At 43.0% G+C, this 12588-nt stretch carries 12 protein-coding genes and 2 tRNA genes; 6 read left to right on the top strand and 8 right to left on the bottom strand.

Annotated elements, in window-relative coordinates:
- Window positions 1-119: 119 nt before the first annotated feature.
- The 4 genes from V7R39_RS06995 to V7R39_RS06980 all read right to left on the bottom strand — a co-directional run bounded on the left by V7R39_RS06995 (window position 120) and on the right by V7R39_RS06980 (window position 4771).
- On the bottom strand, window positions 120-1487 hold the full coding sequence (locus V7R39_RS06995) for an aminotransferase class I/II-fold pyridoxal phosphate-dependent enzyme (protein WP_334029623.1): 1368 nt from the start codon (window positions 1485-1487) through the stop codon (window positions 120-122).
- Window positions 1488-1496: 9 nt separating this feature from the next.
- Entirely contained in the window at window positions 1497-3605 is a 2109-nt protein-coding gene (gene ovoA / locus V7R39_RS06990) for a 5-histidylcysteine sulfoxide synthase (protein ID WP_334029621.1), read from the bottom strand.
- Window positions 3606-3988: 383 nt separating this feature from the next.
- Window positions 3989-4080: transfer RNA gene (locus V7R39_RS06985), tRNA-Ser, on the bottom strand.
- A gap of 232 nt (window positions 4081-4312) precedes the next feature.
- Window positions 4313-4771, bottom strand: coding sequence for a DoxX family protein (locus V7R39_RS06980; RefSeq protein ID WP_334029619.1), 459 nt, complete (start codon window positions 4769-4771; stop codon window positions 4313-4315).
- Window positions 4772-4974: 203 nt separating this feature from the next.
- Between V7R39_RS06980 and V7R39_RS06975 the strand changes: the two genes are divergently transcribed.
- The gene (locus V7R39_RS06975; RefSeq protein WP_334029617.1) at window positions 4975-5904 is read left to right on the top strand and encodes a LysR family transcriptional regulator; all 930 of its coding nucleotides are present in this window, start codon (window positions 4975-4977) and stop codon (window positions 5902-5904) included.
- Here V7R39_RS06975 and V7R39_RS06970 read toward each other — a convergent pair.
- The 3 genes from V7R39_RS06970 to V7R39_RS06960 form a co-directional block, all read right to left on the bottom strand.
- Window positions 5882-7348, bottom strand: a complete 1467-nt coding sequence (locus V7R39_RS06970) for a DUF3360 family protein (protein WP_334029615.1) — start codon at window positions 7346-7348, stop codon at window positions 5882-5884. The two genes, V7R39_RS06975 and V7R39_RS06970, sit on opposite strands and share 23 nt — an antisense overlap.
- Before the next feature lie 124 nt (window positions 7349-7472).
- Window positions 7473-8282, bottom strand: coding sequence for an alpha/beta hydrolase (locus V7R39_RS06965; RefSeq protein ID WP_334029613.1), 810 nt, complete (start codon window positions 8280-8282; stop codon window positions 7473-7475).
- Window positions 8283-8720: 438 nt separating this feature from the next.
- A tRNA-Ser gene (locus V7R39_RS06960) sits at window positions 8721-8812 on the bottom strand.
- Between the two features lie 239 nt (window positions 8813-9051).
- On the opposite strand from V7R39_RS06960, the gene V7R39_RS06955 reads away from it, so the two are divergent.
- The 5 genes from V7R39_RS06955 (at window position 9052) to V7R39_RS06935 (ending at window position 11509) form a co-directional block, all read left to right on the top strand.
- The gene (locus V7R39_RS06955; RefSeq protein ID WP_163106388.1) at window positions 9052-9717 is read left to right on the top strand and encodes a Bax inhibitor-1/YccA family protein; all 666 of its coding nucleotides are present in this window, start codon (window positions 9052-9054) and stop codon (window positions 9715-9717) included.
- Window positions 9718-9781: 64 nt separating this feature from the next.
- Window positions 9782-10171 (top strand): sulfurtransferase complex subunit TusD, encoded by a 390-nt coding sequence (gene tusD, locus V7R39_RS06950; protein WP_334029611.1) that lies wholly within the window; start codon window positions 9782-9784, stop codon window positions 10169-10171.
- Window positions 10171-10539, top strand: coding sequence for a DsrE family protein (locus V7R39_RS06945; protein ID WP_334029610.1), 369 nt, complete (start codon window positions 10171-10173; stop codon window positions 10537-10539). The genes tusD and V7R39_RS06945 overlap by 1 nt, the downstream gene beginning before the upstream one ends.
- Complete coding sequence (locus V7R39_RS06940; RefSeq protein WP_334029608.1) at window positions 10539-10952, top strand: DsrH/TusB family sulfur metabolism protein; 414 nt, start codon at window positions 10539-10541, stop codon at window positions 10950-10952. The genes V7R39_RS06945 and V7R39_RS06940 overlap by 1 nt, the downstream gene beginning before the upstream one ends.
- Before the next feature lie 209 nt (window positions 10953-11161).
- Entirely contained in the window at window positions 11162-11509 is a 348-nt protein-coding gene (locus tag V7R39_RS06935; protein WP_032096282.1) for a TusE/DsrC/DsvC family sulfur relay protein, read from the top strand.
- Window positions 11510-11748: 239 nt separating this feature from the next.
- Here V7R39_RS06935 and V7R39_RS06930 read toward each other — a convergent pair whose 3' ends face one another.
- Entirely contained in the window at window positions 11749-12447 is a 699-nt protein-coding gene (locus tag V7R39_RS06930) for an SOS response-associated peptidase family protein (protein ID WP_334029607.1), read from the bottom strand.
- Window positions 12448-12588: the final 141 nt, after the last annotated feature.

The raw sequence follows: 12588 nt of genomic DNA, 5'->3' as shown, positions 1-12588 counted from the left end.
CACTCACCTTTTATATCCATCTTTAGTGCAATAATACCATGAGATGGCATTTCGTGAACCTATGTTAAAAGTAGTATTTGTTGCAAACTTATATCACTAGGCTATAAGTCTGGCGAGTCTCAACGAAAAAATAACCTGTCTAGCGCGTTTACTATTTGTAATGGGTGACAGGCGATGTTAAGTCGAATCCATCCAGGTGCATTAAATTGATTGCCATCACTGCCTATCACGCCGCGGCTAACACAACTATCAAAGGTTGAAGCAGGGTTAAAAACACTCTTTTGTGACATCTTTGATGAGCTTGCATTTTCATCTGCGCAGTTCGCTGCTTTCGACAAGTTAAGCCATAAGAAGTAGCCCGCTTTACCCATCGTATATTCACTATCAATGTTCTGCTGTTTAAAGTAGAAGTGAACTAGCTTGCGATTAAGGCCAAGTGCCTTGCGAAGGTTATCTAACCAAGTGTGACCGAGGCTATAGGCAGCTTTAAGCGCAACTTGCGATAAGTAGCTTGCCTCGAGGTGCCTTGAGGCAATAGCAGTACTAAATTTCGCTCTTATCACAGGGTCTTCAATAATGGCATAGGAAGCGCCTGGAATGGCGGCCAAATTAAAGGATTTCGACACACTGCTAATATGAATGATGCCTTTTTGTGCCACAGCATCGCAATGGGAGCCGAAAAGCGGGATAGGTAGTGGTTCATCATTACTTAAAAAGCCAAATTCACTGTGTATTTCATCAGTGATAATAAGTATGCCATGTTCGTTGCAAAACTGAATAAGTTCGCTTTGACAAGATGCTGAAAGCACCTGCCCTGTCGGATTATTAGGATGGCACAGGACAAAAGCAGTGGCATTTTTTGATAGCGAACTAAGGTCAATAGAGTCGTCGCCATTCTCATCATGGTTTGTGTGAACACCGTGCACTTTCAAACTGTTGTTATTGATACAGTCAACAAGAGGACCGTAGGTCGGCGTTAACACCATGACCTCATCCCCAGATACACAGAATGTTTTAAGGGCGACGTCTACCGCGCTTATCACGCTTGCCACACTTACTACTGAGCCCGAGTTCACCGAGCATTGCTGCGCTTCAAACCATCCTTGTACTGCCTCACCCATATCGCTGTCTTGATAACCATATGCATTTTGAACGCTATCGGCTACATAAGCTGATATCTCTGGTAATGGCTTGGTGTCCATGTCGGCAATCCACATTGCGATGGTATCAGCAGGAGCTTCTGGGTATCTGCTGGATACAGCGGAAAATTTGAGCCTAGAAGATACGTCATACTCGTGTGGGTTCACCCTTTCCCATACATCTTGATAGACAAGAAACTCGGCAGGCACTGCGCCTGCCTCTGTTATTGCGCCCGCCAGTGCGCTATCAGGGCTATTCTTACTGCTACTATCTGTAGCGCTACTGTTCAAATCACTAATTTCCGTGCCGCTAATATCCTTACCGAGACTACCAATACTGCAAGGCATTGCTGTTCTTTACTTTTTTTCAAAAACGTTAAATTCAGACAGCGTATGCTGATGTTTGCGCTTAGTTTCTCGAATAACAAATGGGATGTCCTTTGGCTGTCCAACGCGAACTAAGTTCGGGCTTAACGCTTGCTCAAGTGCGTCAGTCGAACTCAGTGTCTCGCCATTTTCATCTTTATAACCACCGAGCCACTCGTTTCGCTCTGTGTATTCTTCTAGCCAAGTGAATGGGCTAGCAATAATAAGAAGGCCACCAGGATTCAAGCGTTCGCTCATGTCCGCAAGCACTTTTCGTGGGCTGTACACTCTATCAATGAGGTTACCCATAAAAATAAGATCGTACCCTGTTAGCTGAGGTTTAAGGTTACAGGCATCGCCCTGTGAAAATGAAACCTTATCTACGGTGTTTTCAAGGCCCATGGCACTGAGCTTACGAGATTTGAATGACGTTAACTCACCTTCTTCAATCAAGTTATAGCGCACTTCACCGCGCTCTTGCATGGAAAATGCCGTTTTTATAAAACGCGCTGAAAAATCAACGCCGTCAACATGGTCGAAATGGGTTGCTAGCTCGAAGGTAGAGCGACCTACTGCGCAGCCTAAATCAAGCGCTCTCGCTGATGCTCTACCGGCCATTTGCTGAATACAAAACTCTGCACTTGCTTTAGCAAAGTTTGCAACACCATAGTATTCGTCGCCATAATGAAATTCGCTGTACTGTGATACCTGAGTATCGCTCTCATAATCTAAATCATTCACTTGAATTACACTCTCACCTTGTACATATCGAAATCCAGCGTGCTGGAAGAAGTGACGTCTAAACGCATAACGGCTGTCTTTCATTGCCTCGTTACCCGTTGATATCCAACTGCCGCCTTTTATTAAGTTGTGCTTATTGTCAAAGGTTGGCGTGGTAAAGTCATCGTATAACGGATGCACTTTAAAACCATCAAAAGGATAAATGGGCGTTTCCGTCCACTGCCATACATTACCCACTACGTCATAAAACTCACCTGTCTGGTTGGTGTTCACAGGTTCGCTTGACGCATGTTTTTGAAGGGCGATATTGAAACCATCACGGTATACCGCTTGAGTAAGCCCGGCATCATCGCGCATTCGCAACCATTCATTCTCGGTTGGTAGGCGAATAACTTCGCCACTTTTTTCGCTCATATAATTACAGAACGCTTTCGCTTCGTGATAGTTCACGTCAACAGGCCAGTCTAATGGCAGCGCAAATTCCTCTGTCATGCTTCGATACACAAAACCAGACTTGGTTTTAGACCAAAATAAGGGGTGCTTTGCTTTGGTATAAAGCCGCCAGCTATTGCCTTCCTCTTCCCAATATTCTGCTTTGTCGTAGCCGCCGTCTTCAACAAACGATAAAAATTCGCCGTTGCTCACCAAAAACTTAGACGCTTTAAAATCGTTCACATGTTCCCTAAGCGTGCCGTATTCGTTGTCCCAGCCATAGTATTGATTATCCCAAGACTTATTTTGAGAAATACTGCCAGACGACACATTAACAAAATCGTTCACTGGTACCTTGTCTAGGCTGGTCACAGAATCGCTACAGCGAGGCCAGGAATCTTGAGACTTAACAAATGAAAGCGGTAGTTGGCGAATAAGCACTGAAGATGTTTCAAGATGGATCCTCTCATGTTCAATACCCATCACAATTGGCCACATGGGGCTTTCCCAATTTATTGGCATAGAAAAATTGATAGTATCAATGAGATCGCACATAAGTGTACGCACTTGGTCTCGGTATGCTCTTACTTCATCAACGGTTGGCCAATCGTAGTTGTTGTCATTGAGGTCGTCCCAGCTCATTTCATCAACACCGATGGCAAACAATGATTCAAAACGAGGATTTATCCGTTCATTTATCGCTTTGGAAAGAATGAGTTTGTTGATAAAAAATGTTGCTGTGTGGCCAAAATAGAAAATTAGCGGATGACGAAGTCGTTCAGGACGCTCATAAAAAGCCTCATCACTGCTTAAGCATGAAAAAAGTGATTCATAGGTATCGAATGAGTCGAGAAAATACGTTTTCACTTCCATACGTTTTTGCTCAACAGAACCTTCGTTTAGTTTGAGCGTTGACATTGCCTGCATATATTCCTCGTTTTTATTCTTTTATTAATGTTTGCCTGTCTACTCCTAAGGAAGACATGGAGCACCGCCTCTGATGCCGATGCAAAAAGCATTAATATTTCGTTATATACTAGTTGTAGCAAAAATCCGCTGCATTATCAGACTTTTCTGTATTAGTTTTACAACGGAGCTATATGATGGGATGAACCTTAAATACCCTACATGCAATGGTTGAGATCAAAAGTTCTTCTCTAAAAATTGCGAAAAAAGTGATGTATCACTGTCACACCTCAGTGAATGAAATTAAGAAACCGTAGTTTGAAGTGAAAGTCTTATGAGTCAGTGTAATGAATGTTTGTTACAGGCATAAAAAAACCCGCACATTGTGCGGGCTTCTTTCAATATGGCGGAGAGTGAGGGATTCGAACCCCCGGTGGGTTTGACCCCACGTCTGATTTCAAGTCAGGTGCATTAAACCGAGCTCTGCCAACTCTCCTTAAGTGCTGTGTATGATAATGATTCTGGCTGGCCTGTAAAGCCCTTATTTCAATAAAATCAATCAACTGGCGAATTGGTGAACAATGTGATTATTTTTTGATTTGTAATAACAAAAATCGAGCAATTTACACGTGTTATTGCGACGCCCAGGCCTCTATTCGGTTTCACTTCGATTTCACAAAAGAGGCTTAGTGCCTAGTACAATCACTATTAGTAGACTAACGCTGCTCTTAATTTTCTGATAGCTCGAATTTTTTTACTATTGTGCTATCTATTGAATACTTACCCCCACCCTGTATGGCCAATGCCACAGTAATAGCAAGCAGTGAGAGCGCAAATTCGTATCCGTTGTTACTCATAAATAACCCGTTACTGCCATGAACGGTCACAATAGCAATAATCATGGTGAAGGCGCTTACCACTGCGGCAGGTCTAGTTAATAAACCAAGTATTAACGCTATACCGCCAAAAAATTCAGCACTTCCTGCCAACAACGCCATTAAAAAGCCAGGCGCTAACCCAATACTCTCCATCCATTGACCCGTACCTTCTAATCCATATCCGCCAAATGCGCCGAATAATTTTTGACTGCCATGAGCAGCTAAAATAATGCCTACTGGCAGGCGCAATGCAAGGTTAGCGATGCTATTGTTAGTTGTTAATACGCTTTTTAGTATTGAATTTTTCATTTTTTAATCTCCGATAGATTTCCGATTTATGAAGTCATGAGTGCTTGTCATTTAAGCTTTGCTCTCAGGATGAGAAGAATATAACTAACAACACAACTTGAATAAATGGTGCATTTGTTGAATTATTATCAATATTTTGTTTTCAATTTTCTTTGTGAAAAACTAAAGAGTATTTTGTGAAAGATGACTGAGAGGCAATTGTTATGGACCGAATAGATTTATTGAAGACGTTTGTCGTGGTAGTGAACGAAGGCAGCTTTACTAACGCTGCATCAAAACTCGATATGTCTAATCAACTCGTTAGCAAGTACATCAATGCGCTTGAAAAACATCTCGACGCGCGCCTTTTCAATCGAACCACTCGAAAGATTCATTTAACCGAGGCCGGTTATCAATGCTTACAGCACGCTAATCATATTCTTGAAAGTGTCAATGATATGGAAGGCCAGCTTGGACTGTTGAATTCTCAAGTAAAGGGAACACTGCGCATTAGCGCTCCGGTCTCATTTTCCACCCTTCACTTATCAGACTGTATAGGTCAATTCCAAACCCAATATCCCGACGTGTCTATCAACCTGCAGTTAAACGACAGAAAAGTGGATGTGGTGGAGGAAGGATTAGATGTGGCATTGCGCGCAGGCATACTCAGCAATTCTTCGCTGATCGCTAAAAAGGTGACGACGATAAAGCTTGCTGTTTGCGCATCACCAGAATACTTGAAGAAGTACGGTACTCCGCAGCACCCACGCGAACTGCGCCCAGAACATTATCTCGAATACGCACATGTTAATTACGACAACGACAAATCGGAACTCATACAAGCGTTGAGAACAAATGCGCAAAAGCACGCACCACGATTAACAGCCAACAACGGAGAGGTACTTGCTGATGTGGCAAAGCACGGCGAGGGTTATGTACTGCAACCTACATTTATTGTATCTAAGGCGCTACAAAGCGGAGAACTGGTGTCCATTTTAGAAAACTATGTACCACAGTCTATATCACTATATGCCGTATACCCTCACCGTAAGCTTGTTTCCTCAAAACTAAAGGTGTTTATCGACTTTTTATGCGAATTTTTTGACGATACGCCCCATTGGGATAGATTAACTAAACACGAAAAGACGACATGATGGCCGGCACACCTGGAAACATGCCAATCAGCGCCATTACCGTACACAGCACGATAAAGGTGATACTCGGTATTAACCACCTACCCGCCTTACCAAGATCTAACGCTCGCTCTTTACACCCTACAATACCCAGATTATCCAGCAGCATCGTAAACGACCATCCAAATACGGGGTTCACCAGCACTGAACTGATGACGACAAGCGCTGCAGATTGGGTTGTTTTGCCCTCTCGGGTCATTTGCATGCCAGCCTCCATAAGAGGCAGAAACACGCCAACAATAAGGGCGACACATAACACTGGAGGCCAAATTGCCAAGTCCATGGGATAACCCCAAATTGCGGCTATTACACACAACAGCCCTGTTATTATTGCGCCACCGGGTATGGGTCTGCGGGCAATTGACGCTGGAATAATATAGGTGCCCCATGATGAGGCAATATTGCCACCTCCAAGTGCTGAGCCTATTGCTTGTCGAGAAGACGCAGCAATCATAGTGTCATCTATATTCATGTAGGCATTCTCGCTATTTTTAGGATAGCTAAGTTTTTGAAACACTTGCTGACCTAAAAAATCCGGTGACCACATAGCTACAGCCAATACAGCAAAAGGTAATACGGCAACAAAATGAGACCAATCGGGTAGCCCTAGTTGCCAACCGGTATTCTCACCCCACCAATAGGCTGGGTTTAAATTTGGCATCCCTGGAGAGGTTGTAAATTCAAAAGGCGCGCCTATGGCAAGTGCGATCACCGCGGCCATGACAGCTCCAAGAGGGATGGCTAACCAGCGCTTTTTGATGTGCTCGAGCCATGCAAACATCACAATAGTGGCAATTAATACAACAAATGCCAAATAGCCCATATTGAAACCTTCGGCCCATTCAAACAGTTTTTTTACCTGCCCAGTAATGCCAATAAAGCCGAGATACAGTAAGAGGCCGCCGCACACACCGTTACTGGTTAGCCTTGCAAGCAGGCTTCCCCCTTTGGTGATCCCCAATAAAAAGCCCAGTACGCCAATTAATAATCCTAGCGCCATGGGATGACCACCCGATGCAACCATTAAAGGCACTAGAGGTAACAAAGGTCCGTGGGTGCCGGCCAAGTTAGCCGATGGGTTTAAAAAACCTGAAATCAGCACAACAAACAAAACGGCGGCGATAAGTAGCTCATAGCGAACGTTCTCAATGACAAATTCCGGCGATAAACCAAGCGGCGCAGCAAAAGCCCCTACCACCGCGGCAACCATGACAATTTTACCTATAGTCGCTGCCATGCCCGGAATTAAGTCTTCCCACTCAATGCGGTAGTCTTTAAAAGGAAGATTCGGACGCCAGCGTTTCACAGACAGAATTTGTAATTCGTGATTGAGATAATCATCTCGGGTTTTAAAAGAGTGACTTGGCTTGTGCAGTTCTTTATATGAAGCGCTATCTTGAGACACAAAACACCTGTGGGTCGCTAAAAGGAAGCGCAAGGGTAAACAGGTCTAAGGAGGGTAACAATGCGACTGTAGTCGTATGAATGAGCTATGTAATGCTAAGCTGTTCACGCTTTGTACTACTAAACTAGTCGATTTTGCACTCAATTGCATTATCTCGACAAACTTTCCCTATTATTGACGTGTCCTTTGTATCAACGTAAATGTTTGTCAAATCAGTCAAAAAATCTGCAAGTAGGCTTTCGTCTATCAACCCTAGCATTTCAGCGTGGGACAAATTATTGTATCTCCTTACGACAACGTCCTTTCGGCCTAGCTGATTTGGAGTATCAATAAAATTTCCACTCACCACATCATCATTTGATGATACGAAAACATTAATTTTTGACGCTTTCGAAAAGGCTAATTTGTTCTGCACATCAATACTAGCCATTGTTAGATTTGCGTTTTCTAATACCAACTCTGAAACTTCTTCTATATCTTCTGCGCTAAGAAACCACCCCATAGGCCAGCTCAATAGGCTATTTGCAGAGTATTTAGTGTACATAGCATTGAGCGAGCTTTTAAAATTAATCATTGGAGCAACTAAAAATAAACTATCAACTTCTGTCTTTTCCGCTAATTGTGCAGCGGCAACTGCCCCCATGGAAAGACCAACAATATGAATATGGCTTGCGTTATAACTTTTTATAAATTGTTGAACCGGAAGAACGTGATTGAGGCCGAAAGAAAAGGCCTCAGAGTCATCGGGGTTCGGAGCGATAACCACATCAGCCCCAGTGACATGATTTAACCACCGTTGAGTCAAAAACAGTGTTTGTGGATTCATGCGGTAGCCAGGAAAAATAACAACAAGTTGGCCTTCCATTTTTTGCGTAGCCAGGGCCTTGTTATGTGCTTTAAATTGCCAGGTTTTAACGGTATCTCCGATATTCAAACTAAGTGTTAAAGTTGCAGGAGTTTGATCCTGAGCTTTACTTTTTTTGTGTATATCGGCTTGAGTCAGTAGTGAAATTCAATTTTCACTGTTATCGCACACGGCCTCAAGATTGAAGAGTTCGGATAAATCATCTCCAGTTATCTTGTTTTGACTTGGAACAGCGATTTTATGAGCAAGGTATGTAGTACAACCACTTAAAAAGTAAATGGTAGTGATGACCTCTATCGCTTTAAATGCAGCTTTAAATACCGTTTTAAAATGATTTGAACGTAAGAAAGTTCTTATTTGCATGAGATGAGCGTCCATATTCACCGTTGTTATTAAAGTAGATATTGCAAGCTAGCGAAAAAAATAATTAACATCAAACATTCCCACACAGCCCAAGTTTTCTTTTGGCATAAAAAAACCCGCAACAATGTGCGGGTTATTCTAATCTGGCGGAGAGTGAGGGATTCGAACCCCCGGTGGGTTTGACCCCACGTCTGATTTCAAGTCAGGTGCATTAAACCGAGCTCTGCCAACTCTCCAGAAGTGGGGCGTATCTTAATGATATTTTTTTCGCTGTAAAGAGAAAAATTAAAAAAGTTATTTAAGTGCCCATAAATCAAACAAATAACGTATTTAGTGTGTGTCTTGGGTGTTTTTATAAGCACATAACGTCATTTTCATCTGAAACTACTTGAAAATGGGAACTAAAACCCATACAACATATACTAATTACAAGTGTACCAGTTGTGGTCATATCATAGTCCTATTGGAGGAAACAATGGATCAACGTTCGATGTATTCTAGTGCATCTCAACCATCGGTATTGCAGACGAACAAGGTTCTACGCAACACCTACATGCTGCTTGCGATGACACTAGCGTTTAGTGCAGTTTGTGCAGGTGTCGCAATGGCAGTAGGAATTTCTCCTATGATGTCATTAGGCATGACCATAGGCGCATTTATCACTTTGTTTGTCGTTCAGAAGAAAGCAGATTCCTCATCAGGTATTTTTTGGGTGTTTGCGTTTACAGGTTTAATGGGTGCGTCGCTTGGCTACACATTAAACTTCTATCTAGGCGTGGCGGGACCCGGTCTGATAATGGAAGCATTAGGCGCAACGGCGCTCGTGTTTTTTGCTCTATCAGGTTATGTACTGACGACTAAGAAAGACTTCTCATTTATGGGTGGCTTTTTGGTTGTAGGTTTAGTGGTAGTGCTTGTTGCTGCAATTGCGAATATCTTCTTTGCAGTGCCAGCGGTAAGCCTAGCAATTAGTGCCGCTATCGTATTTATTATGTCTGGTTTCATCTTATTTGATACTAGCCGTATTATCCACGGTGGTGAAACAAACTACATTCGCGCTACTGTGTCGCTTTACCTGAACATTTACAACTTGTTCACTGCGATACTTCACCTTCTAGGTGCATTTGGCGGCGACGACTAAACAAGCGTTTAATACGTAAAACAAACACCCCTTAATCGGGGTGTTTTTGTTTGGAACACTTTTTATGGCGCAATATTCAGTTTTAATTACCTCACCGCCCTTTCATGGCGACAGTTCACTTCGTGCTCTTCAGTTTATTGGGGGCGTGATTGAGAGTGGCAGCACTATTGATAATGTCTTTTTTTATGGTGATGGGGTTTATCATACCAACAACCTTATGCTTGAGGCTGGTGGTGAGTGCTTTAGTTTTGGTGAATGGAAAAAGCTATCTGAAGCCCATAACGTAAAACTGTTGGTATGCATCACCGCTGCTATAAAACGCGGTATTGTGAGCGAACAGGAAGCGGTTAATAACGGCATTGCCTCTGCAAATTTAACCGCTCCTTTTATTCAGGCTGGCTTGGGTGAGTTTTTTACTGAATTACATAATTGCACTAGGTTGGTACAATTTTAATGGCGAGTTTACTTATCCGATTTACCCAGAGCCCTTATGGCAGCGGGTTTAGTCAAGACGGGCTAGACTTTGCCCTTGCAGCAACAAATTATGGGCATACGGTTCACGTTCTTTTTGAAGGTGAAGGGGTATTACAGCTTGTTCAAACAGCATCAACAAAAGGGATAAAGAACCACAGTAAACGTTTAGCCTCTATGCCTTTTTTTGATATTGAAGAATGCTTTATCTGCAAAGACAGCGTCAACGCCTTTGCAATCGAAAGTGTGCTTTTAAATACCGGATTAATAGAAGAACTCGAAGGACAACTGCTAAGCGCTTCCCAGCGACTAGCATTAATTCAACGTGCTGATCACGTGGTAACCTTTTAATGATTATTAATATTACCAGTACACAGCTTTTAGATAGCAACAAATCACTAATCAATGCCGTATTCGATGCTAACTTAGATGCAGTTTTAAATGCCGCTTTCGATGTAAATAATGAGGCGGCTTCTAATACTGGTGTTAAAAAAGACCTAGCCACTGACTCGCTGCCCATCATTATATTTTCTGGCGATGGCGTTTTTGCACAATCCAGCACCGCGGCACTATTAGACGCACTATTAGCTAAACGTAAAGCATTGTCGAAGGAAGCCGAAGCGAGCCCCAGCAAGACTATGCTTTTTGCGGTAAAAGAAGATTTGGCACTTCGAGGCGCTTGTGTTGCGAACCATGTCTCGATAATCAATCACCGAGAATTTGCAGAGCTAGCGAATCGTCATCAGCAATGGGTTACGCTGTGAGCTTACGGGTTAGATTGGTTTGCGTTAAAGAGTGTGTGGGTCGTGTTGGTGAAGCATATTTGGTGAAGCGTATTTGGCGGTTTAAAAAGGTGATATGGCCTACCTAAGAGAAATTGCGGCACTGAAACGACCAATTTGAAGCTGCTTCAAAATAGCCTTACGAGAATGCGGTACGAGCAAGACTTAAGAAAAAGACGGACGAGATAAGAATGTCACAAGATACCTTTAGCTTTACCTACAACGGAAATGAAATTCCAACAGACAAAGCGGGTTACCTGCTAGATTATACGTTATGGGACGAGGGAATGGTGCCCTTACTGGCCCAAGAAGAGAATATTGAGCTAAGCGATGCACACTGGGAAGTCGTTCGTTTTGTTCGCGAGTTTTATGAAGAGTACGAAACAAGCCCCGCTATTAGAGCATTGGTAAAAGCCATGGCAAATAAATTTGGCCCCGAAAAAGGAAATAGCCGCTATTTACAGCGTCTGTTCAAAAAAGGCCCGGCTAAACAAGCAACAAAGCTAGCTGGCCTACCAAAGCCTGCGCGCTGCCTATAACGCCTCTAATAATATGCCCTTTCCTAAAGTGTTTTCCCCTAAAGTGTTTTCCCCTAAAGAGATCTACCCTAAAGTGATCTCCCCTAATCTTCGCGTCCCTAATATACCCTTCTCTAATATGTCGTGCTCAAATTGTGCCATTGGCATTTTACTAGAGAATATTGTCACCACATCATAGAAGAGAGTTTTGTTACAGACAAAGCAGCTATCCCGTTAGCTGATGTATTTGCCTTACCCGTTTAGCGTGTGGAAGCTGGCAGTATAGCTGTGGGTGCTAAGGGTTCGCCGCTTTTAAAGGTTTTCACTTTAGTGACTTCAAGGTCGCAGTAAATTTTGGGATTCGACAATAGTTCATCGACAGCTCCGTGGTCCTCATTCCCAAGCCAAGCGTTAATGAATGCTTTGTTATGGGGTAAAAAACACGGAATGGATTTTTCGTGATACTGGCTGAAATCAGGTCTTGGCGGCCGCGTTACCACTGCGCATGAAAAGCATCCGTTGCTAAACATCCGATAGACCACCCCCAGCAGCATGGCGCCGCTGGTAGCACGCATTAAATACTGTGATTTACCGTTAGCAGAAGAATTAGACTCTCCCACCGCAGTAGCGACAATAATACCACGCCGTTTAGATATTGCTTTGTGCCAGTAAGGGCTATCCAAATTTCTTGCATTAAACGTGGTGCGATCACCAAGCGCTAATGTATCGCCAACGGGACTCGCGTCAAACCACCACGTTGCGTTTATCGTGCGCTTACTATCTACAATTAGATTAGTGATACGTTTATCTACCGCTTTGCCAAATGCCGGATAAAAATTGAGTACATCGCTATGCTGTGCCTCATCCTTAAAAAGCGGAATAGTTTCACCTAACCCCACCTCCTCAAGCAGTTCCAAAACCGCGGGGGAACGTGTCTCTCGTTGAATAAAACCGCACATATAGCCTCCATGTTTTCCACACTTAATAGACTTCAAATACGAATTACAATTTTCTAGCAAATTCGCTGGTATTTAATTAAGACTTGCGTTACGCATAACCGATTAAACCACCAACTACAAAAAAAGCCTGAGGTAGAAACC

Source organism: Alteromonas sp. P256, from assembly GCF_036864455.1.
Taxonomy (GTDB): Bacteria; Pseudomonadota; Gammaproteobacteria; order Enterobacterales; family Alteromonadaceae; genus Alteromonas.
Note: the sequence above shows the minus strand (reverse complement) of the source record. Positions and strands in the feature narration are given on the sequence as shown.